The organism is Microvirga terrae (genome assembly GCF_013307435.2).
GTDB lineage: Bacteria > Pseudomonadota > Alphaproteobacteria > Rhizobiales > Beijerinckiaceae > Microvirga > Microvirga terrae.
The window spans coordinates 3,354,241-3,379,719 of the sequence record NZ_CP102845.1 but is presented as its reverse complement, the minus strand read 5'-3'; the positions used below and the strand labels follow the sequence as shown (position 1 = coordinate 3,379,719).

The following is a 25,479-nucleotide window of genomic DNA, read 5'->3' as shown; positions in this document are numbered from 1 at the left end:
TAGACCACATATTATTAGGGCACTAATTATATGGGAGCTCAATAGCTCAGCCCCGGACCGCCTACAAGCCTCATCGTCAACTGCATCGGGCAGGGGAGGGTTGCAGTGAACGCGGTTCCCGATCCGACGGGCAAAGACTTTTAATGTGTTGTTCTCGGGGGCCGAACATCATAGCTTGCCCGCAGGTTTCCTCGTTCAAGGCCGAAGTCAAAGCATCTTGCCTCCTCCCTCCCGCCAATCCGCCTCCGTTGGCGCCGTGCGCCGTGCCTTTGCGCCCTGGTCCAATCCCGATGCCAAGCCGCTCATCCGCTTTTCCAACGTCACGAAGCGGTTCGGGGACGGTGTGGCGGTGGACTACCTTTCCCTGGACATCTTCGAAGGCGAGTTCTTCTGCCTGCTCGGCCCGTCCGGCTGCGGGAAGACGACCCTCATGCGCATGCTCGCGGGGTTCGAGACACCCAGCGAGGGCAGCATCACCCTGGGCGATCAGAATCTGGCCGGGGTACCGCCCTATCGCCGGCCGGTGAACATGATGTTCCAGTCCTATGCTCTCTTCCCCCACATGAGCGTGGAGAAGAACATTGCCTTCGGCCTGAAGCAGGACGGCCTGCCAAAGGACCAGATCGCCGAGCGTGTCGGCGAGATGCTGCGTCTCGTTCAGCTCGAAAAGCTCGCGAGGCGCTATCCGAGCCAGCTCTCCGGCGGCCAGCGCCAGCGGGTGGCGCTGGCCAGGGCTCTGGCCAAGAAGCCCAAGGTGCTGCTGCTCGACGAGCCCCTGGGCGCCCTTGACAAGAAGCTGCGCGAGGAGACGCAGTTCGAGCTGATGGACATCCAGCACGAGCTGCACATGACGTTCGTGGTGGTCACGCACGACCAGGAGGAGGCCATGACCATGGCCGACCGGATCGCGGTGATGGATCACGGCCGCATCGTGCAGGTGGCCACCCCGGGAGAGATCTACGAGCAGCCCAAGACCCGTTTTATCGCGGAGTTCGTGGGCGACGTGAATATCCTGGAGGGGCACGTGCAGGGTCGGGAGAACGGCCTCTGGCGTGTGAAGGCCTCATCGGCCGAGCGATCGCTCACCATCGACGATCCGGACGAAGTGCTGCATTCCGGGCAGGCGGTGGCCATCGCGGTGCGGCCCGAGAAGATGGTGATCCATCGAGACCCGCCGGGACCCGGCGCCGTCAATGTGCTCAGTGGCGAGGTGTGGGACATCGGCTATCTCGGCGACTGGACGGTCTACCGGGTGAAGCTCGCCACCGGCGAGATCCTGCGCGTCACTCGCGCCAACGCTTCGCGGTTCGTCGATAATCCCATCGACTGGGACGAGCAGGTCCATGTCACGTTTGCGCCCGATGCGGCGGTGATCCTGGCGGAATAGCCATGGTCGAACGTTCCCTCCCGCGACGCCTGACCGCCGGCCTCGTGCCGGCCATTCCCTATCTGTGGCTTGGCGGGCTCTTCCTCGTGCCGTTCCTGATCGTCCTCAAGATCAGCCTCTCGGACGCGGCGGTGGCCCAGCCGCCCTACAAGCCTGTCTTCGAATGGGGCGACATCACCGGGTTCTTCGGCGCTCTTGATTTCGAGAATTTCGAGCTCCTGACCCAGGACGATCTCTATTTCCGAGCCACGCTGTCCTCCGTGCGGATCGCCGCGGTCTCGACCCTGCTGCTCCTGCTGGTAGGGTTTCCGATCGCCTACGGCATGGCCCGTGCGCCGGAGCGGTACCGTTCGCTGCTGGTGGCGCTCGTCATCCTGCCATTCTGGACGAGCTTTCTCATCCGCATCTATGCCTGGGTGGCGATTCTGAAGCCGGAGGGCCTGCTCACTCAGGCGCTGACGGGCATGGGCCTGATCTCCCAACCGTTGGACATCCTCAACACCGAAACGGCCGTCTTTATCGGCATCGTCTATGCCTATCTGCCCTTCATGGTGCTGCCGCTCTATGCGACGCTCGAGAAGATGGACGATACGCTGCTCGAAGCGGCCCTCGACCTCGGCTCGCCGCCCTGGCGATCGTTCTGGACGATCACCGTGCCGCTCGCCATGCCGGGCATCGTCGCCGGCTCGCTCCTGTGCTTCATTCCGGCGGTGGGCGAGTTCGTCATTCCGGATCTTCTCGGTGGCTCGGAAACGCTGATGATCGGCCGGCAGCTCTGGAGCGAGTTCTTCTCCAACCGCGACTGGCCGCTGGCGTCAGCCGTCGCGATCCTTCTGCTCATCATCCTGGTGGTGCCGATCGTGATCTATCGCGACGTCGAGGCGCGGCGCGTGGAGGCGCGGCCATGAACCGGCGTCTGAGCCTCTTCAACGTCACATCGCTCGTGATCGGGTTCGCGTTCCTGTATCTGCCGATCCTGCTGCTGATGATCTATTCCTTCAACGCCTCCCGGCTCGTCACGGTCTGGGGCGGCTTCTCGACCCAATGGTACGGTGCGCTGTTCCGGAACGAGGCGCTCATGGAAGCGGCCTGGGTGACTGTGCGCATCGCGCTTCTCTCCGCGACTCTCGCGACCATCCTCGGGACGTTGGCGGCCCTCGCGCTCACTCGCTACGGGCGCTTCCCGGGACGGACGCTCTTCACCGGAATGGTCTATGCGCCCATGGTCATGCCTGAGGTGATCACCGGCCTGTCGCTGCTCCTGTTCTTCGTCGCCATCGACCTGGACCGCGGCTTCTGGACCATCACGCTGGCGCATACCACGCTCACCATGTGCTTCGTGACCGTGGTGGTTCAATCGCGCCTCATGACGTTCGACCGTTCGCTGGAAGAGGCGGCCATGGATCTCGGGGCGCCGCCCCTGCGCACGTTCTTCTCCGTCACGCTGCCACTGATCGCTCCCTCCATCGTGGCGGGCTTTCTGCTCGCCTTCACCCTGTCCATGGACGACCTGGTGATCGCGAGCTTCAATGCCGGGCCTGGAGCGACGACCCTGCCGATCAAGATCTACAGCCAGGTGCGGCTGGGGCTCTCACCGGAGGTGAATGCCGCCTCAACCATCCTGATCGGCATCGTGACGCTCGGCGTGATCGGCGCGACCCTGCTCAGCAAGTGCTCCGTCCTGCGCTCGCGCCGGAACGCTCACTGAGCCGTAGCCTGCGGGCGCGGTTCGTTGGCCGGAATGCGTTCGGACGGAAAAAGCGGCTTGGCGGCGCCCGAGCGTTCGATGAGGGAACGGATCTCCGGCGAGACCGCGACATTGTCCCAGTCGCCGACGACGTTGAAGACGAGCGCGGGGGACTGGCCCACCGGGGCTCCGGCCGGCGAGACGTTCGCCGTCACGCGGAGCTGGCGGTCGACCAGAAGAACCTGGCCCGTAAGGTCAGCCTGCACGGCAGGCCCCCGAAGATGGGCCTCGGCAATTTCCCCGACACCATCCTTCACCAGAATCTGCGCCTGGACCTTATCGAAAGGCGTGCGGCCGCCCTTCCAGTTGAGCGACGCGAGAAGCGGCCGCTTCTCCACTCGGCGTAGGGCGTCATCAAGGGCAATTCCGACGATCTCCCCGTCGCTGACCTCAATGGAAGAGCGGCCCTGCGCCTCCCGGATCACGTCTGCGGGGTTCTTCCCCAATCCCTCGAAGCTGAATTGCCCGGTCGCGTGGCCGGTGATCCAGCGAGGCTCTCCCATGGCGGCCAGGAAGGGCGCGATCTTCACCCCCGCGAAGGTGCCCTGGCTCTTGAACTCGACCTGGCCATTCTGCTTCACCAGGGACAGGCGGCCCTTGAGGCTGCCGTCGTTGAAGCCGGCCCGGCCGATCGAGGCTTCGATTCGGCCGGATTGCACGAGCACACTGGCCGCCATGTCCTCCAGGCTGAGCCGGCCGAGGCTCGCGGTCGCCGCCGAGAGACGCAGATCGAGGTCGGCGCCGGTGGCCCTGGTCAGATCGATGGTCTCCTCGCTCCATGAGCCGGAGGAGGTTCGGGCCTGCGAGAACGGCGCAAAGAGGTCCGACAGGTTGAGCGTATCGGCCGCAAGGGTTCCCGTGATCACCGGACGATCCGTATCGAAACGGACGCCGAGCGTCCCCTCCAGCTTGTCCTCGCCCATCGTCACGGAAACGGCCGGCCAGGATAGGCGCCGACGGTCCATGGAAAAGTCTCCCGCGACGGACACGGCGCGCACCAGCGAACCGAAAGGCAGGTCAACGCCGCTCCACCGGGTGAAGTCACGCACCGATTTGGCCTGAATGGTGCTCTCGCCGGTGATCCGAGGCGTGTCTCCAAGCTGCGCCTCTCCCTCGGCCGCAATCCGGACGGACTGTGAGGCCAGCGTCAGGGCAAAAGGGCTGATCCGGTCGGACGCCAGAAGTTCGGGGAAGACAGATGACTCCTCAAGGGAGATTTCCTCGTCGCGCCAGAGCGCCGAGCCGACCATGGTCATGGGCTCGGCCGCATCGGCCCAGCGTATGACGAGGTTGAGCTGGTCCAGGTTGGCATCCTTCAGATCGGTCCAGCGCAGGGTCGATTTGTTGATAATGAGGCGGCGGGCATAAGTCCCGCTCGCGCGATCCTTGAGAGCCTCCGTCCACTTGATGGATCGCAGGGCCCGAGCCGATCCCGTGATGCGTGTTTCCGTAAGGTCGAAATCCGAGAGCTCGATCCGGCCCAGGAGCAGTGGCAGCAGGCGCAACTCGCCTCTCAGCGTCCCGCCGTCGGCCCTGATGGCCTGGTTCGGGAACTCGAGCGTGACATTCTCGAATTTCACCCGTGGAATGGGCAGAACGGCAAAGGTGCTGCGACCTCTCACCGTCAGATCGAGGCCGTACCTGTCCTTCACATGCTGCGTCAGCTCCGCCGACAGTCCGCCGCCCGGCAGCGTCCAGGGAGAGGCTGCCGTTCCGAGAACGGCGAGCGAAATCAACGCAATGAGGAGGACAACGCGGCGGGACATGGGACGAATGTTGTAAACCTTAAGGCCTGCCTCGCAAGCGGAGATGAGGGGATGTCCTCAGGCAAGACCGAAACCGTGAATCGTTTCCATATATCCATATGAAGGGATTGTCTAAATTGAGGCCAGGTTGCAGGGTGGCCGCCATTCGGAGCGGAGCGGCCAAAACGTCGCAACCCGTTTTCGATCGTTTCTTCTGGCGTGTCGCGGGGCAAAAGTGGACCCGGTTTCGCTGACGCGGCCTCCGGGTCCGTCCCGAACGACGCGCCGGCAAAGGCTTCGAGCATCGGGTGGATCCCAAAGGTGCCTTCCACTTTTGGGGCCGATGCTCTAGCGAGCGTGGATCGCCCATGGGGAGAGGTTTTGATGGATAAGGTGTACAGCGATGCGCAGGCGGCGCTGGCCGGAGTGGTCAAGGACGGCATGACCATCATGGCCGGTGGCTTCGGCCTGTGCGGGATACCGGAGGCCCTGATCGAGGCGATCCGTGACTCGGGGGCGAAGGATCTGACCTTCATCTCCAACAATGCGGGCGTGGACGGCATCGGCCTCGGCCGCCTGCTGGAGACCCGCCAGATCCGCAAGATGATCTCCTCCTATGTGGGCGAGAACAAGCTGTTCGCGCAGCAATTCCTCTCAGGCGAGCTGGAGCTTGAATTCAACCCGCAGGGCACGCTGGCCGAGCGCATCCGCGCCGGCGGCGCGGGCATCCCGGCTTTCTACACCAAGACCGGCGTCGGCACGCTGATCGCCGAGGGCAAGGAAGTGCGTGAGTTCAATGGCGAGAAGTATGTCATGGAGACGGGCCTGTTCGCTGACATCTCCATCGTGCACGCCTATAAGGGCGATACGGAAGGCAACCTCGTCTACCGGAAGACGGCCCGCAACTTCAACCCGATGATGGCCACCGCATCCCGGCTGACCATTGCCGAGGTCGAGAATTTGGTGCCTGCCGGCGAGATCGATCCCGATTGCATCCATACGCCGGGCATCTTCGTGAAGCGCATGGTTCATTTGCCGAACCCGGCCAAGCACATCGAGCAACGCACGACCCGCAAGCGCGCCGAGGCTGCGCCGGCCGGGGCAGGGGAGGAAGTCTGATGGCCTGGACCCGTGAACAGATGGCCGAGCGCGCGGCCAAGGAGTTGCGCGACGGCTTTTACGTGAATCTCGGCATCGGCATCCCGACGCTGGTCTCGAACTTCATCCCCAAGGGCATGCGCGTCCAGCTCCAGTCGGAGAACGGCATGCTCGGCATGGGGCCGTTCCCGTTCGAGGGCGAGGAGGATGCGGACCTGATCAATGCCGGCAAGCAGACGATCACCGAACTGCCGACCACCAGCTATTTCTCGTCTGCCGACTCCTTCGGAATGATCCGCGGCGGCCATATCGACCTGTCGATCTTGGGCGCCATGCAGGTGGCGGAGAACGGCGATCTCGCCAACTGGATGATCCCGGGCAAGATGGTGAAGGGCATGGGCGGCGCCATGGACCTGGTCGCCGGCGTCAAGCGCGTCGTGGTGGTGATGGAACACGTGGCCAAGGCCAAGGACGGCTCCGAGGATCCCAAGCTCCTGAAGGCGTGCAATCTGCCGCTGACGGGGACCGGCGTCGTCGACCTGGTGATCACAGATCTCGGCGTCTTCTCCATCGACAAGAAGGGCGGCACCGGCATGACCCTTATCGAACTCGCGGACGGCGTGACCGTGGAGGAGATCAGGGCCAAGACCCAGGCCGAGTTCAAAGTGGCTCTCGGCAGCGGCCAAGCCAGCGCAGCCTGATCATACCGGCGCCTGCAAAGGACGAGCGGTGGAGTCTAGGCAGGCCCCGGGACTGACCGGGGCCTGATGTCGTTCAGATGGAACCGAGGCTGATCGCGGCCCGTTGCCGCGTATCGTCGCCATTTCACCGAAACGACATGACACTCCTCGGCCCAGGCACCCTTCATCTCTGCATCGACATGCAGCGCCTCTTTTCGGCCGAGGGGCCGTGGCCGACGCCATGGATGGAGCGCGTCCTGCCGACCGTCGTCCGGATTGCCGAGCGGGCTCCGGACCGTACGGTCTTTACCCGATTCATTCCCCCGTTCCGGCCTGAGGATATGCCGGGCACATGGCGTCGCTATTACGAGGAGTGGCGCCAAGTCACCCGTGAGCATCTCGACCCCAGGCTGCTGGAACTGATGCCGCCGCTGCAGCGGCTCGTTCCGCCGGCCATCATGCTGGACAAGCCGGTCTACTCAGCCTTTGCAGGTCACAAGTTGCGTGATCTCGTCAGCGAGCGCGGCGTCGATACCCTCATGATCACAGGCTCCGAGACCGATATGTGCGTTCTAGCCACCGTGCTCGGCGCAGTCGATCTCGGCCTGCGCGTTCTGATCGTCGCGGACGGCGTCTGCAGTTCATCGGATGAGGGGCACGATTCCCTCCTGACCCTGTATTCCAAACGTTACAGTTATCAAGTCGAGACCGTAAGCAGCGAGGTCGTGCTGAGCCAATGGCCTTCGTGAGGGCGCCCGGCTTCAGCGTCTGTATTCGAGCTGCATCGCGACGAGATCGGCCGTGGATGGTCCATAGCGCGCTGCGATTGCCTGCAGGGCGCGATCGAGAGCTTCCGCAGGTCGCTGGCTGCCGATTGCCGGCAGAAGGTGATCCGCCGACCAGTTCGTCGCGACCTTATCGGGGATGATGCGGATGTGGCTGCGGGTCTCAAGGGGATCCTCGCTCCGCGCGAATGCCACGGCCCTCGACCGATAGGTTCTCGACCAGGCATCCGCCACCAGGGCGAGCGAAACTTCGTCTGCTCCGGGCCGGAGATCGATGCCGAGCTGCTCTCGGTTCCAGAAGGCCAGGCTGTTGCCCACGACCGTCAGGGCGAACGGGCGCGTGACAGCGAACGCTTCGCTTTCGTGGCGTGCGTCCCAGTGGGGAAGGCCGAGATCCTGGGCAACAGCCTCGGCCCTGGGCCGGCCCGCAATGGCCTCGATCAGGGTGAGCGCCATCGGCATCGAGGCGGTAATCCCGGTGGTGGTCATGACCCCTCGGTCGACCACGATCCTCCGGTCCGCGACATAGCGCATGGCGGGATTCTTCTTGCGCAACTCCTCAATGAAATACCAGTGGGTCGTCGCCTGTCTTCCGTCGAGCAATCCGGCAGCACCGACGATCTTGGCGCCGGCGCAGACGCCTACGATAATGGCGCCCTTGGCGGCCTGACCCCTGATCCATTCCAGCACGACCGGATCGTCGTCACGGCTCATGGCGGGAACGATGACGAAATCGGCGCCGTCCATGTGTCGCTTGTCGAACTCCGCGACAGTCATGTCCGGCATGATCTTGAACGCCGGGTAGAGCGTCACGGGGCCCGGCTTCGTCGCCAGCGCGACCACATCTGCCACATCGGCTCGCCGCAGGATTCCGTAAGGCATGAGATAATCAGTCGTCTCGGTCGCATCGTTGATGCCGATGATCGCGATGAGTGGGCGCTGGCGCTTGGGAGGCTTCAAGGCCGCCAGGGTGGCATCGGCTTCCTCCTTCGGAACGGATGGCATGCCGTCGACCTGAAGGGCAGGGGGCAGAGAGAGCATCCAAACCGTGCCGATTGTCGCGAGGAGCGCGGCGACGCCCAGACAACTCCACAAGACAAGCCGCTTCTTCATGCCACTCATGCTCCGATGAGCCTGCCGTGACGTATCCTAGGTCGTGTCGCGGATGGGGTCTACTTCATCCCTTTGGGCCATGCCGCCTCTTCACAGATCTCTTGGACGAGAATGGATTCGGCGTGGGGCCGTCCCTTCAGGGTCGGTCGTCCAAGCCCGAAAAACTGGTTGCCGAACTGTCTAGGCCCTCCTCCGTTCTCGGCCGGGACTCGGCGCTGCGCACGAGCTGGATGACCGGAACTAGACCAACGAGGACAATGACGAGCGCGGCGAGCGATCCGTCTTCGAAGCGGCCCCGCGAGGCATAGGTGTAGACGAGCGTCGACAGGGTCTCCGTGTTGAGAGGCCGCAACAGGAGGGTCGCAGGCAGCTCCTTGATGCAGTCGACGAAGATCAGCAGGGCGGCGCTGGCCAGGGCCGGGCGCATGAGCGGAAGCTGGATCCTCCGGACCATTTCCCTTCGCGATGCGCCGAGGGTACGCGCGGCATCCTCAAGACTTGGCGAAACCCGGTCAAGGCCGGCCGAGAGCGAGCCGGTCGCGATCGACAGAAAGCGGATCACATAGGCGATGACGATGCCGCCGGCGGCACCCATGAGCAGGAGGCCGAGGCGCTCCCCAGTGAGACTGCGCCAAAGGGTCCCGATGAGATTGTCGATCCCGACGAGGGGCGTCATCAGTCCCAGGGCCAGAACCGTTCCGGGCACCGCATAGCCTAGCCCGCCGATGAAGAGGGCACCCGCGGTGAGCGGGCCTTTGGACAGGCGAGCGGATGAGACCAGCACGACGGCAAGGAGCAGCACGACACAGGTCGCAAAGACCGAGAGCCCGATCGTCGTCAAGAAATGGGCGAGGAATTCGGCATCGAACTGGCCGAAGAGGCTGCCGCGGAAGGTCTCACGTAGCAGGAACGCCGTCGGCAGGATGAAGCCGAGCACGACCGGCACCGTGCAGAGCACCGTCGCCGCCCAGCGGCGTGCTCCGCGCAGCGGAACCGGATGCACATTGCGGTGCCGCTTGGGCGAAGCCGCATAGCGTCGATCCCTCCGGCCGTAGCGTTCGATCAGGATCAGTCCCATCACGAAAGCGAGCATGACGCACGCGATCTGCGCCGCGCCCGGCAGGCTGCCGCGGTTGAGCCACGTGGTGTAGACGGACACGGTGAGTGTGCGCACCCCCAGATACTCGCTGGCCCCGATGTCGTTCAAGGCTTCGAGGAGAGCGAGCGACACCCCGACCGCAAGGGCAGGGCGGGCCAGCGGAAGCGCGATGATCCGGAAGAGCTTGATGCGGCTGGCGCCGAGGGTCCGGGCCACTTCCAGCATGCTTGCGCTCTGCGTCAGGAACATCGCCCGGGCCGCGATGTAGATGTAGGGATAGAGCACCGCAGACATCACGAGGATACAGCCCGGGAGAGATCGGACCTCGGGAAACCAGTAATCGGTTCGCGACCTCCAGCCCATGAGGTCTCGCAGGGCCATCTGCACGAGACCGGCGGAGTCGAAGACCTCAACGTAGATGTACGCCGTGATGTAGGTCGGCACCGCGAGCGGCAGCGGTAGCAGCCACACCAGGATGCCCCGGCCGGGAAACCGGTGTGCGGTGACGAGCCAGGCCGCGGTGATTCCCATCGAACCGGCGACGATGCCGATTCCCGTCAGCAGAGCCAGGGTGTCTATGATGCTTGCCGGAAGAACGTTGGCGATGAGATGCGGCCAGATCTCCGCGTCGCCCTCGGCGGCAATGCCGATCAAGGCTGCGACCGGCAGGAGTATGAGCAATCCGATTGCGGCGACGGCGGCCGAGAGCCACCAGGGAAGGCTCTTCGCCTTTCGCCCAAGCGAGCGGCCGAATGCGGTCTGGGTTTTCGCAATCACGGTCAAACGGAAACGGCGCCCCCACAATCGGAGGCGCCCCTTGAAATGGCACGGGAGCGGCTTGATCCGCCGCTCCTCGTCTTATTGGTCGAAGCCAACCTTGTCGACCAGCTCGCTGGCCTTCTTGCGCAGCTTCGCAATCTCGGCGATCGGGGTGGTGTCGGCCTTGAGTTCCCCGAAAGACGCGATCGTTGGATGGATCTTGATGCCGGCTTTGATCGGATATTCCGAGTTCGCTTCGGCGTGAATCTGCTGGGATGCATCCGAGACCATGTATTCCATGAACTTAACAGCGTTGGCCTTGTTGGGCGCGTACTTCGTCAAGGCGAGGCCCGAGACGTTCACATGGGTTCCACCACCCTCGAACGTCGGGAGGATCACGTTGATGGCCTCACCCCACTTCTTTTGCTCGGCATCGCTGCCGTTGAGCATGAGGGAGACATAGTAGGTGTTGCCGACAGCGATATCACAGACGCCCGCCAGGATGTCCTTGGCCTGTTCGCGGTCGCCGCCCGAGGGCTTCTTGGCAAGGTTGGCCTTCACGCCCTTCAGCCATTCCTCCGCTTTTGCCTCGCCCTTGTGTGCGATCATCGCGGCGATCAGGCTGATGTTGTAGAGGTGCTGGCCCGAACGGATGCAGACCTTGCCCTTCCACTTGGGGTCGGCAAGCTCCTCGTAGGTGATCTTGTCCTGCTTCACCCGCTCCTTGGAGGCATAGACGACACGGCCGCGCAGAGCGATGCCGAACCAATGGCCCTCAGGATCGCGGTAGGCGGCCGGGATGACCTTCTCGAGCGCCTCGGACTTCACCGGCTGCGTCACGCCGTAATCCTTTGCGGCAGCCAGGCGCCCGATATCGACCGTGATGATCAGATCGGCCGGGCTGTTCTGACCCTCGGTGCGGATGCGCTCCTCGAGACCGTTGGCGATGAAGATCGTGTTGACCTTGATCCCGGTCTCCTTGGTGAACTCGTCGAGGACAGGCTTGATCAGGCCGGGTTCGCGGGTGGTGTAGATGTTCAGCACTTCTTGGGCGAAGGCCGAAACACTCGTTCCTACCAGGGCCCCGATGGCCGCTGCACCCAAGAGCAGTCCGCGTCCAAACGAAAGGTTCACCATTCCCGAAGTCCTCCAGCAAGCGTCGCGGGCGAGCCGTCTCGCCCAGTCCTGTTGACGCTGGAGGAACCATGATCGCGCTATCGCGTCAATTGAAAATCGAGCAATTTCAATACCTTATAAGATTTCTAAACTGCTTGCATTTTATAGTTCTTCTAAGCTGATGCGGCCTTCTGCACGGGCTCGATATCCGGCAGCGCCGCGCGAAGACGGACAATTTCCTCTTCCATCTTCTCCATGTTCGCGAAGAGGCGCTCGCTCGTGAGGCGCAGGAAGTAGAAGCCGAATTCAGGATTTTGGAAATAGAGCTGGCGGACCTCGTCATAGGAGATGCTCAGCACCTCTCCGGCTTCAAGGCACTCGAGGGTTTGCGTGCGGGTGTTGCTCGGAGACATGAAACCCATTTCGCCGACCACCTGACCCTGGAGAAGCTCGATATCGATCTCCTTGAGGCGATAGCGACCCGAGATCGTGAAGAACATGCAATTGGCGACGTCGCCCTTGGCGAACAGCACCTCTCCGGTCTCTGTCCTGCGGCGGGTCATGAAGGGCTTGAGCCAATCCATGGACAGATCGCTCTTCGAGGCGTGCTTCACGCGCTTGATCAGGCCCAGCATCTGGTAAAGCCGAGTGCCGTTGAGCGGCAGCAGGATCAGATTGACCACGAGGCTGGGATAATTGCCCGTGAACGAGGAGAAGATCAGGGAGCAGATATTCGCTCCAATCCCTATGCAGCGCAGAGGGATGATCGTCTTCATTGCGCTGCCCGTGACGGCCAGGACGGCCCCGAACCACCCGATGGCCTCGTACCACGTCATAACGTTCATCCCCGCATTTTGATCTATCGTTACGGCATATAGCACCAAGCTAGGAATCGGCGCCAGCTACGCATTGGCGCAGGGCGCCAGACTCTTTGGGAGAGGGTTCCGGACCGGAACCGATGGTCGCCGCGCAGGCGACTGTACCAGCGTCCCTGAAAGTTCGCCGTTACGGCCTGGCTTGCCCGGGAACGCTCAGGGTCCGCCGTTGCGAGGTCGTGCCAGATTGTGGGGCGGCGGAGCGCCGTGGGGCATCCGCCGAGAGAGAAGGCGGGGGCGGAACGGGATCGCGTGGCAGTACCCCGACGGGAGCCGTAGAGGCGACGCAGCCGCTCAAGGCAAGTCCGGCAAGCACAGCAGCAGGAAACATTAGGGAAAGACGCATGGTTTACTCCACAGGAATCGATCCAGAAGCTAGACCATAAGGTGTGGAAGTCGAGTCTTCCTTCAATAGCAGGATGTTCGACAGGACCATCGCTTGGTGCATGAAACGGCGACATTTTTCTGCGACTTACGTTAGGAAAGTTCTAGGCCGGGGCCTCCTCAGGGAGGTTGGCATGCCTAATTATCAAAGAGCAGCACGAGAGGACTTTATGGAGGGCCGTTTCAGCGTGAAGACTGCAGGAGCCTTGATCGTCGCCATGGTCTGCGCAGGGCCTGCCTGGGCCAAGTGTCAGGATGGTCCGAGCCCCGGGGTCGATTGGTCCGGATGCTCCAAGGCACGCCTCATGCTTACGAACGAGGACCTCACCGGCACCATCTTCCGGCGCTCCCTCCTGACGTTGAGCGATTTCGCATCCTCTAAGATGGCCGGCGCGAACCTGAGCGAAACGGAGGTTAGTCGGACCCGCTTCGAGGGCACCGATCTGTCCAAGGCGGATTTCACGAAGGCACTCGGCTGGCGGGCGAATTTCGGCCAGGCCAACCTCACCGGTGCCGTCTTCAGTTCGGCCGATATGAATCGGTCGAATTTCGCCCAAGTGAAAGGGACTGGCGCGAACTTCAGCAAAGCTGAACTGAACCGGTCCGACTTCAGTGGTGCCGACCTTGCGGGCGCGAACATGTCCAAGGCGGAGCTCGCGCGGGTGCTCTTTCAGAGCGCGCGAGTGACTGGTATTGACTTCAGCTATTCCAATCTGTCGCGTGCCCGGCTCGACGGCCTGGATCTGCAAGGCGTGAACCTCACGGGCTCATACCTGTATCTGACCCAGTTCGGCGGCGCGAACCTGAGCGGAGTGACCGGCCTGACTCAGGCGCAGGTCGACATCGCCTGCGGAACCGCACAGACCAAGCTTCCAGCCGGTCTCACGGCGCCGAAAACCTGGCCCTGCAAGGACGAGGAGGAGTGAGGCTCAGCGCGCCTGTGCAACCAAGCTGCAGCGTGGCCGTTGAAAAGATGGACAGACGTTATCTCAAGAGGTTTCCCAGTTCCCTTTCTTCGAAGGAGTGCGTCCGATTTGACCACGCTCAAGGAATTCGAGGATGCCCTGCGCGAGCAGGGGATGCACATGGCTCTCGCAATCCTGGAGAGGCTACGGGAGCGGGATCGGACCAAACGTTCGGTGACTCCTGCCCGCCGGATTGCTGGACGGAAGATGACGCCGGAACTCGCCCGTCGGATTCTGGAGCTCCATGGAACGACCGAGATGACCCAGCAGGAAATTGCCTTTCAGCTCGGCGTCAATCAGGGACGGGTGAACGAGGTCATCAAGAGAGGCAAGTGGCTTCATGACGACCCGGCTTCGCCTGAGGCCATCGCCCGGGACAAGGCCAAGGCCCGTATGGCCGTTGACGCCGCCGGCAAGCGCCCGGCGCGCCGGGTGATCAAGGCCGTCTCTGCCGATCAGAAAAAGGCCTCGAAGCCGAAGCTGAGCAATCAGGCGCAGTTGTTGTTGGGTGATCTATAGGGCGACATGTGAAAAGCTGGCCCTCATGGGGCTTACTTGAAAGTCTGGCCTGGCCCTGATCAGGCTTGTCATTGCCCCCAGGCGTGCCCGCGATGGGGCAGCCGGACTAGCGCAGAAAAAACCCCGCCCAGGGGGCAGGGTTGAGTGATCTCCTCGCCTTCGGTTGTCAAGCCGAAAACGCGATTATTAGGGCATGCCTTAAAAGTAATGTCAAATGACTTTAAAGGTATTGTTAAGAGACTTAGTTTCCACACTATTGGACAAAATTCCTTATATCGAAAGTAGTACTACTTTTGTGACCATTGAATATTGATCGAACATGTAGGTGTTGCTCCTTTGCAATAGCTTTCCCAAGCGGAACAGGCGTAAGTTTTCACCGTGAGTCCTCACACCAAGGGGTTACGGTTATGAGAAAGTGCGTACTTAGCCTCCTAGCAGGGGTTGCAGGCGTGACGCTTGCTGCAGCCGCTGCCTCTGCCGCCGACCTACCCAGTCAGGCACCACCTCCGGCTCCGATCGTGACGGCGCCGATCTTCACCTGGACCGGTTTCTACGCCGGTGTGAACGCCGGCTGGGGCTGGCGCGACAGCAATCGGGAATCCGTCATTCTTGGCGGCGCCGTTCCTGGTACGCTGTTCTTCCCTAACAACGACGACGGTGGATTCACCGGCGGTGGCCAGATCGGCTACAACTACCAGATCGGTTCTTTCGTGATTGGTGTCGAGACCGACATCCAGTGGGCAGATACCGATCAGAGTGAAACAGTTGCGTTTATTCCGGCGGGCCTGCCGGGCACCTTCGTACCCGGCACCTTCGACAACAACCTGTCGGATTGGTTCGGCACCGTGCGCGCCCGCGCGGGTGTCGCGTTCGACCGCGTGCTGATCTACGCCACCGGCGGTCTCGCCTATTCAGACGACAACACCGGATGGGTGGCCGGCGGCGGCGTCGAGTGGGCTCTGCCGGTGAACTGGTTCGGCTCCTCGGCTGTGACCTTCGGTGTCGAAGGCCTCTGGATCGGTTTCGACGACGATGATGACAACCTGGGTCGCTTTGCCGGCACCTTCACGCCGACGGGCGGGACCCCGGTCGATCTCTTCGTGCCGAACAACAACAACGACGACAACGACTTCTTCGTGGCTCGCGCCAAGCTGAACTTCAAGTTCGGCACCTACTGAGCCTTCGCTATCGGCGGAGAAAGGCCCGGGACCTCCCGGGCCTTTTTTGTGCCGTCGGCGCGAGGTCGGATCGGGCTTGCCGATGTCCGAGAAAGAAGTAGGCCGCGACCCTGTCCTTGGCGGATCTGTGGTCGCGGCCCCGGCCCGTGTTTGCCCCCACGGGAAGCTCCGCCCTAAATCCCTTAATCGTGACCTCAATGAGGCCGGGAACGAGCTGTCGATTCTTGAAGAAAATTTGGAACCAACGTCAGCGGTGGGCGTTTATTGGCATCTCCGGTCATTTTTGCCCCTACGGCCGGACACCTTGAGAGCACCCCAGCGGGTGCTCTTTCTTTTTGTTATTCCTCGCCTTTTCAGATCGAATCAGATGTAAGCTAGAGCTTATGGAGTGGGACTCACGCGTTCAAGACGTCTTGGCCCTCCACATCTTGCATCCTCGCAAAACGCGATTGCTAATCCGAAAAGTGCCCCTCACTCGTAACGGCGCTCGTCCGCGATGATCTTGCCGTCGTTCGGAAGGTGGCCGGGCGAGGCGAAGCTTACCGATCCTTTCAGCTTCGCGACAGTCTGAAGCGTTGCGCCGACCGCGGCCGAGAGAGCCTCGCTCGGCGCGGCGGTTTCGGCCATGAGCGTCATCACGTCCGTCTCGCCGTCGCGGGTCACGACGAGGCGCAGACGTCCCAGTTCGGGATGACGCCGGCCGATCTCTGCGACCTGCTCGGGTCGGATGAACATCCCTTTGACTTTCGTGGCCTGGTCGGCCCGTCCCATCCAGCCCCTGATGCGCATATTCGTGCGCCCGCAGGAGCTGAAACCGGTCATGGCCGCTGTCAGGTCACCGAGAGCCAGGCGGATGATCGGCCGGTGGGCGTCGAGGGTCGTGACGACGATCTCACCCACATCACCCGGAGGCACGGGGTCTCCGGTCCCGGGCCGCACGATCTCAACGATGATGTCTTCGTTGACCACCAGACCTTCCCGGGCTGAGGTTTCATAGGCGATGAAGCCGAGATCCGCCGTGGCATAAGCCTGATAGGCCTCGATGCCCTTCGACGAGAATTCGTCCTGCAGGGACTTCGGAAAGGCAGCCCCCGAGACGAGCGCGCGTCTGATCGATGAAACGTCCCGATTCGAGGCTGCCGCGCCGTCGAGCAGCACCTTCAGGAAGTCAGGGGTGCCGCAATAGGCGACAGGACGATAAGCCTCGATCAACTCGAATTGCTGCTCGGTGTTGCCCGGACCCGCTGGAACGACGGCGCAGCCGAGCGCGCGCGCACCCGAATCCATGATGAAGCCGCCGGGCGTGAGATGATAGCTGAAGGTATTGAGCACCACGTCGCCGCGCCGGAAGCCGGCGGCGAAAAGACCGCGAGCCGAGCGCCAGGGGTCTTCGATATGGGGTTCGGGTTCGAAGATCGGACCGGGCGATGTAAACAGCCGACCGAACGAGCCGCATGGCCCGGCCACGAAGCCTCCAAAGGGCAGGGCGGCTTTCTGCTGTGCCGGCAGCTCGGATTTGCGCAGCACAGGAATTTTGGCAAGCGCCTCGCGGCTTCGGATGCTGCCCAGGTCGATCCCGGCGAGACGCGCCGCGTAGGCGGGGGCCTCGGCGGACCTGTTCAAGATTTCCGGCAGCCGCCCGAAGAGCGCGGCTTCGCGCTCGGCGGGATCACGGGTCTCATTGACGTCGAAGAAGTCGGACAAAGCGATTTTCCTGACTTTCTGATCCATCATGCAAGCCAGCGCTTGCGGCGCTTGTAGCTCTTCACGGCCCGGAAGGACTTTCGGTCACCTTCCGAGACCCCAAGATAGAACTCCTTCACGTCCTCGTTCTCGCGCAGCATCTGCGCGGGCCCGTCCATCACGACGCGTCCCGTTTCGAGAATGTAGCCGTAGGTGGCGTATTTCAACGCCATGTTGGTGTTCTGCTCGGCGAGGAGGAAGGAGACGCCTTCCGTGGCATTGAGTTTGCGCACGATCTCGAAAATCTCTTCCACGATCTGGGGCGCCAGCCCCATGGAGGGTTCGTCGAGCAGGATCATGGACGGGCGGGACATCATCGCCCGGCCGATGGCGCACATCTGCTGTTCGCCGCCGGAAGTATAGCCCGCCATGGAGGTCCGCCGTTGCTTCAGGCGCGGAAAATAGCCATAGATCACCTCGAGATCGCGCCGGATCGCCGCGTTGCCGTCCTTGCGGGTGAAAGCACCGGTGAGCAGGTTCTCCTCGATGGTGAGATGGCCGAAGCAGTGGCGTCCTTCGAGAACCTGGATGCAGCCGCGTCGCACCAACTCGTTGGGAGACAGGCGGTCGACGCGCTCGCCGTTGAACTCGATCGACCCCTTCGTCACTTCGCCGCGCTCGGCGCGGAGCAGGTTGGAGACGGCTTTCAGCGTCGTCGTCTTGCCGGCGCCGTTCGCCCCGAGCAGGGCCACGATGCCGCCCTTCGGCACGTTGAGGGACACGCCCTTGAGCACGAGGATCACGTGGTCGTAGATGACCTCGATGTTATTGACGTTGAGGACGGTCTCCGCCGGGTGCGGCTTGTTCGGCTCATGGATCTGGATGGCGCTTGTCATGGGCGAGTCTTTCGGAAATCCCTCTCCCTTGAGGGCGAGGGCAGCGTTGAGGGCGAGACCGCTTTCGGACGTCCTAGCCGGGTCTGTCCCGGCTGTCCCGGTTGCCGGAAGCACTGCGCTTCTCGGGATCGAGATCACCGGCACAGGGCCGGTGATGACGTGAGCGGCTGTGTCAGCCTATGCGGCTGGATCAGCCAGATCAGCTCGCCTTATCACAGGTCTCCGTGCGCTTGGGCCAGCCGGCGTTTTTCTCGGCATAGTCCTTCGCGGCGCCATCGAGCTGGCTTTTGACCCGATCCGTCATCGGCTCGATCGGGTTGGAGATCTTCACCCACTTCGACCCGTCCCATTCCTGCATGAAGGCAGCGCGATGGCCGTTGTGGTCATTGCAGGACAGGACGAGTTGGTCGGTGAACCCTTCGAGGCCGAGTTCCTTGAGCCTGGCCGCATCGAGCTTGATGTTCTCCATGCCGCGGCGCACGTCCTCACCGGTCACCGCCTTCTTGCCCGTGAGCTTCTGGGCCTGGGCGATGCCCTCGGCGATCAGCAGGGAGTTGTAGACCCCGCGGTTGTAGAGCACCTCGCCCACCTTGTCCTTGGCGGCTTTCGACAGACCCTTGTCGATCACGTGCTTCTGGATGTCCTGGAGAGCCGGGAAGTTCGCCCCGACCGCGTGCCAGTTCAGTTCCTTGAAGCCCTTCGCGCCTGCGCCGCCGCTGCGGGCGTCGTCCTCGCTCGGCCACCATACGGAGTAGAACTTGTCCATCGGGTAGCCGGAACGGACGGCTTCCTTCACGGCTGCGCCGTTCATGGAGCCCCAGCCCCACATGATCATGTAGTCCGGCCGATCCCGGCGGGCACTGAGCCATTGCGAGGACTGGTTCTGCATGTCCTGGGCGGCGACCGGATAGAGCGCCACCTCGAACCCGATGTCCTTCGCGAGGTCCTGAAGGAGCGGAATCGGCTCCTTGCCGAAGGCTGCGTCGAGATGGATGAAGCCGATCTTCTTGCCTTTCAGCTTGTCGAGACCGCCTTCCTTCTCGCCGATGAACTTGATGATCATCGACAACCCGTCCCAATAGGTGGCCGGGGGATTGAACACCCAGGGGAAGATGTCGCCGCGGGCCGATGCCGACAGCCCGTAAGCCATGGACAGGATCGGGATCTTGTCCACCGAGGCGCGCGGGATCAGCGGCAGCGTGATGCCGGTCGACCACGGGTTGACGATCACCGGGTTCTTGCCCTTCACCGCCTCATAGCATTCGACGCCCTTCTTGGTGTCGTAGCCGGTCTCGCATTCCTCCAGCACGAGCTTCACGCCCCCGATGCCGCCGTCGCGCTGGTTCAGCATCTCCAGGTAGTCGTGCATGCCGTCGGCGATGAAGGTGCCGGACCCCGCGAAGGGCCCCGTCCGGTAGGTGAAGAGAGGGACATAGATCGAATCCTGCGCAAAGGCAGGAAGGGCAGTGCCGGCGAGCATCGTAGCGGCGGCTAATCCTAGGCTCATTGTTCGAAACGACATGGTGGCGTTTCCTCCCGTTATATCGGCCGAAAAGCCGAATTCTTGTTTCGCTTCGTCGTCTCCCTTTGGGCAGTCCGTCAGTAGGGGAAGGGCCACACCAGGAGCTTCTGCTTGCCGATCTGCCAGAGCCGCGCGAGACCGTGCGGTTCGACGATCAGGAAAAAGATGATGAGCGCGCCTACGATCATGAAGCGCAAATGCTCGATGACATCGGCTCCTACCGAGAGGCCGAAGGGCGACAGGGCGGCCGGCAGCACGATTCCGAGGACGATCGGCAGGATGAAGATCAACGCCGCGCCGAAGAAGGATCCGATGAGGCTGCCCAAGCCGCCGATGATTACCATGAACAGGATGAAGAACGACTGGTTGATGTTGAACACGTCGTATTCCGCTCCACCGTACCAGAGGAACACGAGGAGGGCGCCGGCGACGCCGCAGTAGTAGGAAGAGACCGCGAACGCCAGGAGTTTGGTCTGAAGGGGCCTGATCCCCATGAGCTCGGCCGCCAAATCCATGTCGCGGATGGCGATCCACATGCGCCCGATGCGACCGTGAACGAGGTTCGACGCGAGCCAGGTGAGCAGAATCACGATGGTGAGCACCAAAAGGTAGCGCGTCTGGGGCGTTGCGTTCGGCCCCATGATCGGAATACCGAACAGGGTGCGCAGCGGAGCGTCGAGCGCACCGGACACGTTGTAGTTCACGAGCCACGGGATGCGGATGAAGCACCACTGCAGGAAGAATTGGGCGGCGAGCGTGGCGACGGCGAGATAGAAGCCTTTGATGCGCAGGGAGGGCAGGCCGAACAATGCGCCGACCGCGGCTGAGAAAAATCCCGAGACGAAGATCCAGACGATCACGTTCACGCCGGGAAAAGCCGTCATCAGCTTGTAGCAGGCATAGGCGCCGACACCCATGAAGGCGCCGGTGCCGAGCGACAGAAGACCCGTATAGCCGGTGAGGATATTGAGCCCGATGGCTGCAAGGGAGAACACCAGGAAGGGGATCATCACCGCTTGCAGCACGAAGCTGTTCCCGAGGAAAGCCAGGGCATAGGCGGCCAGGATGATGACGGCGAGCCCAATCCGGTCTTCCCGCAAGGGGAAGATCGCGCTGTCCGCCACGTAGTTGGTCTTGAACTGGCCGGCCTCGCGATAGAGCACGGAAGCGCCTCCCTAAATCCGTTCGATGATCTTCTCGCCGAACAGACCTTGCGGTCTGTAGAGCAGGAAGAGGAGGGCGATGACGTAGGCGAGCCACGTCTCCACGCCGCCGCCGACGAGCGGCCCCCAGTAGAACTCGCCGAGCTTCTCGCCGACCCCGATGATGAGCCCGCCGATGATGGCGCCCGGGATCGACGTGAACCCGCCTAGGATGAGGACCGGAAGAGCCTTCAGCGCGATGATCTGGAGCGAGAACGACACGCCCGAGCGGGCGCCCCACATGATGCCTGCGACAAGAGCCACCATGCCGGCCGCAAACCAGACGATCACCCAGATCTGGTTGAGCGAGATGCCCACCGAGAGCGCCGCCTTGTGGCTGTCGGCCACCGCCCGTAGCGCACGGCCGATGCGGGTCTTGGAGAAGAACACGGCGAGAAGGCCGATCATGATCGAGGCGATCACGGCAGCCGCGACGTCGAGATGCTGGAGCCGGATCGAGCCGCCGAGAGCATCGATCTCCGTCGTGCCCTGCGGCAGAAAGAGCTGTTCCGTGATCATCTCCCGCGGGTTGCCGCCGAAGATGAGTTCGCCGAACCCGATCAGGAAATAGGTGAGCCCGAAGGTCGCCATGAACAGGATGATGTCGGGCTGGTTGACGAGCGGGCGCAGCACGACGCGCTCCACCACCATGGCGAGGACCAGCATGGCGACTGCTGCGAGGATGAGAGCCAGAAAGGCCGGAACACCCTTCTCGTAGAGGCCGACTAGGATCAGCGCCGCGAACACGACCATGATCCCCTGCGCAAAATTGAACACACCGGATGCCTTGAAGATGAGCACGAAGCCAAGCGCGATCAAGGCGTAAAGGACTCCCGAGACCAGCCCCTCCCAGAGGGTCTGGATCAGGAGATCCGGAGCCTCGCCCATGAAGACGAAGGGTTCGATGAAGACCTTGTACAGCATGTCCATCGCCAAAGCCCTTCAGTGCGCCACGCCGAGATAGGCGTCGATCACGCGCCGGTCGCTCTTGACCTCGGCTGGCGTTCCGTCGGCGATCTTGCGCCCGTATTCCAGCACCACGACCCGGTCGGAGAGATCCATCACCACGCCCATGTCGTGCTCGATCAACGCGATCGTGGTGCCGTATTGCTGATTCACCTCCAGGATGAAGCGGGACATGTCTTCCTTTTCCTCGAGGTTCATGCCCGCCATGGGCTCGTCGAGCAGCAGCAGTTCCGGCTCCATGGCCAGGGCCCGCCCGAGCTCGACCCGCTTCTGGAGACCGTAAGGCAGCCGCCCCACCGGAACCTTCCGGATATGCTGGATCTCGAGGAAGTCGATGATCTCCTCGACAAAGCGGCGATGCGCGACCTCCTCCTTCATGGCCGGGCCATGGCGGAAGAGCTGCCAGAAGAAGCTCGAATGCATCTTGATCGAGCGCCCCGCCATGATGTTGTCGAGGGTCGACATGCTCTTGAAGAGTGCGACGTTCTGGAACGTGCGGGCGATGCCGCCACGCGCCGCCACATAGGGACGCATTTTCGGGCGTTTCACCCCCTTGAACGTGATGCGGCCCTCGGTCGGATAATAGAAGCCATTGATGCAGTTTAGCATCGAGGTCTTGCCCGCGCCGTTCGGTCCGATGATGGCGCGGATCTCGCTCTTGCGGATGTCGAAGGACACGTCCGTCAGGGCTTTGACGCCGCCGAAACCCAGCGACACGTTCTCGACCGCGAGCAGTACGTCGCCCTTCGCCTGCACGGGATGATCCGGCGCTCTCATTCTGCGGCCTCCAGCACGGATCCCGGCTCGGCCGCCGGGTAGAGCGTCAGGTCCCTGATCTTGACACGAGCGGCAATCACCCCCTTACGGCCGTCCTCGAACGTGACCTCGGTCGAGATGTCCGCCTCGGAGGAGCCGTCGTAGAGCGCGTCGATCAGCGGAGCGTAGCGCTCGGCGATGAAGCCGCGGCGCACCTTCTGGGTCCGGGTCAACTCACCGTCATCCGCATCGAGTTCCTTGTGGAGGATGAGAAAGCGCTTGATCTGAGCACCGCCCATACGTGGTTCGGCGGATAGCGAGCGATTGACCTCGTCCACGTGCTTTTCGATCATGTCATAGACGAGTGGATGTCCGGCGAGCTCCTGATAGGAGGCGTAAGTCACGCCGTTCCGCTCGGCCCAATTGCTCACGGCCACGAGGTCGATGTTGATGAAGGCCGCGACATGGTCGCGCCCATCGCCGAAGCAGACCGCTTCCTTGATGTTCGGATAGAACTTCAGCTTGTTCTCGACGTATTTCGGCGGGAAGAGCGCGCCGTCGCGCATCTTGCCCACGTCCTTGGCCCGGTCGATGATCTTGAGATGACCGTTCTGGTCGAAGAAACCCGCATCGCCCGAATGCACGAAACCGTCAGGTGTCTTGGTCTCGGCCGTCTTCTCGTCATCCTTGAAATAGCCCACGAACACGCCGGGCGAGCGGTAGAGGACCTCGCCGCTGTCGGCGATGCGGATCTCCACCTGCGGGGCCGGTCGCCCGACCGTGTCGGCGCGGATCTCGCCGTTGGGCTGCATGGTGATGTAGACGGAGGCCTCGGTCTGTCCGTAGAGCTGCTTCAGGTTCACGCCGATGGAGCGATAGAAGCGGAAGATCTCCGGACCGATGGCCTCGCCCGCCGTGTAGCCGACCTTCACCCGCGTCATGCCGAAGCGGTTGCGAAGCGGTGCATAGACGAGCACGTTGCCGATGTTCCAGAGTAGTCGGTCCCAGACGCCGACGCCAGGCTCCCTGTTCAGGATCTTCTCGCCGACCTTGCCGGCGTGGTTGATGAAGAAGTGGAACATGCGCCGCTTGAGGGCACCGGCATCCTCGATGCGCACCATGGTCAGCGTCAGCATGCTCTCGAAGACGCGCGGCGGTGCGAAAACGTAGGTGGCGCCGATTTCCCGCCTGTCCTCCGCGACGGTCTCGGGGCTTTCCGGGCAGTTGACGCAGAGGCCCGACAGGATGGCCTGGGCGTAGGAGAAGATGTGGTCGCCGACCCAGGCGATCGGCAGATAGGCGATGATCTCGTCCGTCTCGTCCAGCTTGTCGAAATCGCAGCCGATCTCGGCGGCGGCGATCACCGCGTCCGATGTGAGCATCACCCCCTTCGGCCGCCCGGTTGTCCCGGAGGTATAGAGAATGATGGCGAGGTCGGACCCGCGCCCTTCCTGAAGGGCGAGGTCGATGGCGGCAGCCTCTTGGGCATCCTTCAGCCGCGCGCGACCTTCCTCCACCACTGACTCTATGGAATGGAGACGGCTGTGGTCGTAATCCCGCAGGCCCTTCTGCTCGTCGTAAAGGACATGCTGGAGTTGCGGGATCTGATCGGACACGGAGAGAATCTTGTCGACCTGCTCCTGGTCCTGCACGGCCGCATGGGTCACTTCCGCATGGCTGAGCACATAAGCCATCTCGTCGGCCACGGAATCCGCATAGACCGGGATCGGGATCGCGCCGAGCCATTGAGCGGCGCAGATGCTCCAGTAGAGATACGGGCGGTTATAGCCGATGATGGCGATCTTGCCGCCGCGCTTCAGGCCGAGCGATTGCAGGCCACAGGCATAGGCTCGGACGATGTCGTGAACCTCGCCCCAGGTCCATGATTGCCAGATCCCGAGATCCTTATGCCTAAACGCCGTGCGCGTTGGGCGCAGGCGCGCGTTACGCGCCAACAATTTCGGGAATGTGTCCGCGCGCGCATCCGCAGCCGTCGTCAACGACGTCAACCTCCCTGGCAGCCGCGCGCTTCGACAACGCGTGGTATGGCTTCGCTTCCTCTGGCGCATGAAGATCGGTTTTCATGCGTCCGCCGATCTGTGCCGGCTTGCCCGTTCGGGCGTTGTTGGAGGGTATTCTGTCGTGCCGGTCAGGGGACGGCAAGGTGCCTAGCACCGCTACCATGGGCTAATACAGCTCGGTCGCCTTTGGGCGGTGTCGGGGCTGGTTGGGCCGCTGCGGGATGTCTACGGCACGGCCGTGAGAGCAGCAGGCTCGATGTCTTCGGCCTTCACGACGTGCTCTATGCCGACCGTGTTCTTGACGCGATAAAGCGGAGCATGGTCGTCCGGTACTAGGCAGACGATGCAATAGATGCGGCGATCCGCATAGCCCGAGGACGCACTCGTGATCCGGACGAGCTGCCCGATATGGAATGCCTCTTTCATCAGCGCCTCCATCAGCCTGGGATGCGATGAACGGAGCTTGCCGGATAGCCGCGTTGCAAGGAACTATTCCTGTCCGACCGTCAAGCTTGGGTGTTCTCCCCGACCCCTTTCAGGTTGACCGGGATCAAGACGGATGCCTGAGGCAAAACGATGGCGTTTTCGGATTTTTTGTCCCGTTTCCGCTGCGTCATCCCGTCCTCTAATCCCTGTCAGCCGAGAAGAGACCGAACTGAGAATAGGCGCATTAAGATGGGATAAATGGCTGAAGCTCGAGGCCCCCTGGTCGCCGCGAGCTCCTCGAGTTTGACGGTCACTGTGCTGGGGGCGGCGGGTTGCTGCGGGGATTGGCAGGCGCCGAATTGTTGCCGGGCTGATTGGCGTTGTCCGTGCTTCCGGTCTGGTCCGGTCCGTCTTCACCGCAAGCGGCCAGGGCGAGTAGGGCGGCCAGTGGCAGGATCATTCGAAGGCGCATCGGGATCTCCTCAACATGGTGCTCTTCAACGCCTCGCCGGCTGGACGGTTCACCGCCGAGCTTACAGGCAATGGCACGAGGCCCC

General features: G+C 62.6%; 23 protein-coding genes and 1 pseudogene. 10 read left to right on the top strand and 14 right to left on the bottom strand.

Annotated features, from left to right (window positions below; translation table 11 throughout):
* The first annotated feature begins 217 nt into the window (after window positions 1-217).
* Genes HPT29_RS15900 through HPT29_RS15890 form a run of 3 tightly spaced genes read left to right on the top strand, consistent with a single transcriptional unit; the run spans window position 218 to window position 3,095 of the window.
* A complete protein-coding gene (locus tag HPT29_RS15900) occupies window positions 218-1,387 on the top strand; it encodes an ABC transporter ATP-binding protein (protein ID WP_173949124.1) in 1,170 nt (389 codons plus the stop codon).
* Between the two features lie 2 nt (window positions 1,388-1,389).
* A complete protein-coding gene (locus HPT29_RS15895) occupies window positions 1,390-2,295 on the top strand; it encodes an ABC transporter permease subunit (RefSeq protein WP_173949125.1) in 906 nt (301 codons plus the stop codon).
* Complete coding sequence (locus HPT29_RS15890) at window positions 2,292-3,095, top strand: ABC transporter permease (RefSeq protein ID WP_173949126.1); 804 nt, start codon at window positions 2,292-2,294, stop codon at window positions 3,093-3,095. The genes HPT29_RS15895 and HPT29_RS15890 overlap by 4 nt, the downstream gene beginning before the upstream one ends.
* Here the strand turns inward: HPT29_RS15890 and HPT29_RS15885 are convergent.
* A complete protein-coding gene (locus HPT29_RS15885) occupies window positions 3,089-4,900 on the bottom strand; it encodes an AsmA family protein (RefSeq protein ID WP_173949127.1) in 1,812 nt (603 codons plus the stop codon). The genes HPT29_RS15890 and HPT29_RS15885 overlap by 7 nt on opposite strands.
* Window positions 4,901-5,263: 363 nt before the next feature.
* Between HPT29_RS15885 and HPT29_RS15880 the strand changes: the two genes are divergently transcribed.
* The 3 genes from HPT29_RS15880 (at window position 5,264) to HPT29_RS15870 (ending at window position 7,406) form a co-directional block, all read left to right on the top strand.
* Window positions 5,264-5,998: a CoA transferase subunit A gene (locus HPT29_RS15880; protein WP_173949128.1), complete on the top strand. Its 735-nt coding sequence runs from the start codon at window positions 5,264-5,266 to the stop codon at window positions 5,996-5,998.
* Window positions 5,998-6,678 carry a 3-oxoacid CoA-transferase subunit B gene (locus HPT29_RS15875; RefSeq protein WP_173949129.1) on the top strand — a complete coding sequence of 227 codons (681 nt, stop codon included), beginning with the start codon at window positions 5,998-6,000 and terminating at the stop codon, window positions 6,676-6,678. Before HPT29_RS15880 ends, HPT29_RS15875 begins: the two co-directional genes overlap by 1 nt.
* A gap of 137 nt (window positions 6,679-6,815) precedes the next feature.
* Complete coding sequence (locus HPT29_RS15870) at window positions 6,816-7,406, top strand: cysteine hydrolase family protein (RefSeq protein WP_173949130.1); 591 nt, start codon at window positions 6,816-6,818, stop codon at window positions 7,404-7,406.
* A 12-nt stretch (window positions 7,407-7,418) separates the two neighbouring features.
* Here the strand turns inward: HPT29_RS15870 and HPT29_RS15865 are convergent, their stop codons facing one another.
* The 4 genes from HPT29_RS15865 to HPT29_RS15850 form a co-directional block, all read right to left on the bottom strand.
* On the bottom strand, window positions 7,419-8,555 hold the full coding sequence (locus tag HPT29_RS15865) for a DJ-1/PfpI family protein (protein WP_173949131.1): 1,137 nt from the start codon (window positions 8,553-8,555) through the stop codon (window positions 7,419-7,421).
* Between the two features lie 136 nt (window positions 8,556-8,691).
* Window positions 8,692-10,431, bottom strand: coding sequence for an ABC transporter permease (locus HPT29_RS15860; protein WP_259060726.1), 1,740 nt, complete (start codon window positions 10,429-10,431; stop codon window positions 8,692-8,694).
* An 81-nt stretch (window positions 10,432-10,512) separates the two neighbouring features.
* Window positions 10,513-11,550 carry a Fe(3+) ABC transporter substrate-binding protein gene (locus HPT29_RS15855; protein WP_173949132.1) on the bottom strand — a complete coding sequence of 346 codons (1,038 nt, stop codon included), beginning with the start codon at window positions 11,548-11,550 and terminating at the stop codon, window positions 10,513-10,515.
* Between the two features lie 152 nt (window positions 11,551-11,702).
* Window positions 11,703-12,365: a Crp/Fnr family transcriptional regulator gene (locus HPT29_RS15850; RefSeq protein ID WP_173949206.1), complete on the bottom strand. Its 663-nt coding sequence runs from the start codon at window positions 12,363-12,365 to the stop codon at window positions 11,703-11,705.
* A gap of 458 nt (window positions 12,366-12,823) precedes the next feature.
* Here HPT29_RS15850 and HPT29_RS28840 point away from each other — a divergent pair.
* The 4 genes and pseudogenes from HPT29_RS28840 to HPT29_RS15835 all read left to right on the top strand — a co-directional run.
* Window positions 12,824-13,156: pseudogene (locus HPT29_RS28840) on the top strand (hypothetical protein); the annotation flags it as partial.
* Window positions 13,157-13,171: 15 nt separating this feature from the next.
* The gene (locus HPT29_RS15845) at window positions 13,172-13,714 is read left to right on the top strand and encodes a pentapeptide repeat-containing protein (RefSeq protein ID WP_173949133.1); all 543 of its coding nucleotides are present in this window, start codon (window positions 13,172-13,174) and stop codon (window positions 13,712-13,714) included.
* Window positions 13,715-13,822: 108 nt separating this feature from the next.
* Complete coding sequence (locus tag HPT29_RS15840) at window positions 13,823-14,272, top strand: sigma factor-like helix-turn-helix DNA-binding protein (RefSeq protein WP_173949134.1); 450 nt, start codon at window positions 13,823-13,825, stop codon at window positions 14,270-14,272.
* Between the two features lie 518 nt (window positions 14,273-14,790).
* Window positions 14,791-15,450: an outer membrane protein gene (locus HPT29_RS15835; RefSeq protein WP_315974853.1), complete on the top strand. Its 660-nt coding sequence runs from the start codon at window positions 14,791-14,793 to the stop codon at window positions 15,448-15,450.
* Between the two features lie 471 nt (window positions 15,451-15,921).
* Here HPT29_RS15835 and HPT29_RS15830 read toward each other — a convergent pair whose 3' ends face one another.
* The 9 genes from HPT29_RS15830 to HPT29_RS15790 all read right to left on the bottom strand — a co-directional run bounded on the left by HPT29_RS15830 (window position 15,922) and on the right by HPT29_RS15790 (window position 25,394).
* Window positions 15,922-17,181 (bottom strand): phenylacetate--CoA ligase family protein, encoded by a 1,260-nt coding sequence (locus HPT29_RS15830; protein ID WP_371823218.1) that lies wholly within the window; start codon window positions 17,179-17,181, stop codon window positions 15,922-15,924.
* Entirely contained in the window at window positions 17,181-18,029 is an 849-nt protein-coding gene (locus HPT29_RS15825) for an ABC transporter ATP-binding protein (RefSeq protein ID WP_173949137.1), read from the bottom strand. The genes HPT29_RS15830 and HPT29_RS15825 overlap by 1 nt, the downstream gene beginning before the upstream one ends.
* A gap of 199 nt (window positions 18,030-18,228) precedes the next feature.
* Complete coding sequence (locus HPT29_RS15820) at window positions 18,229-19,551, bottom strand: ABC transporter substrate-binding protein (RefSeq protein WP_173949138.1); 1,323 nt, start codon at window positions 19,549-19,551, stop codon at window positions 18,229-18,231.
* 77 nt (window positions 19,552-19,628) lie between these two features.
* Window positions 19,629-20,714 (bottom strand): branched-chain amino acid ABC transporter permease, encoded by a 1,086-nt coding sequence (locus HPT29_RS15815; RefSeq protein ID WP_173949139.1) that lies wholly within the window; start codon window positions 20,712-20,714, stop codon window positions 19,629-19,631.
* A gap of 12 nt (window positions 20,715-20,726) precedes the next feature.
* Window positions 20,727-21,677, bottom strand: coding sequence for a branched-chain amino acid ABC transporter permease (locus HPT29_RS15810; protein WP_432807253.1), 951 nt, complete (start codon window positions 21,675-21,677; stop codon window positions 20,727-20,729).
* Between the two features lie 18 nt (window positions 21,678-21,695).
* Window positions 21,696-22,496, bottom strand: coding sequence for an ABC transporter ATP-binding protein (locus HPT29_RS15805; protein WP_173949141.1), 801 nt, complete (start codon window positions 22,494-22,496; stop codon window positions 21,696-21,698).
* On the bottom strand, window positions 22,493-24,544 hold the full coding sequence (locus HPT29_RS15800; protein WP_210272258.1) for an AMP-dependent synthetase/ligase: 2,052 nt from the start codon (window positions 24,542-24,544) through the stop codon (window positions 22,493-22,495). Before HPT29_RS15800 ends, HPT29_RS15805 begins: the two co-directional genes overlap by 4 nt.
* Before the next feature lie 177 nt (window positions 24,545-24,721).
* Complete coding sequence (locus HPT29_RS15795) at window positions 24,722-24,922, bottom strand: hypothetical protein (RefSeq protein ID WP_173949143.1); 201 nt, start codon at window positions 24,920-24,922, stop codon at window positions 24,722-24,724.
* 310 nt (window positions 24,923-25,232) lie between these two features.
* On the bottom strand, window positions 25,233-25,394 hold the full coding sequence (locus HPT29_RS15790; RefSeq protein WP_173949144.1) for a hypothetical protein: 162 nt from the start codon (window positions 25,392-25,394) through the stop codon (window positions 25,233-25,235).
* Between the last annotated feature and the right edge of the window lie 85 nt (window positions 25,395-25,479).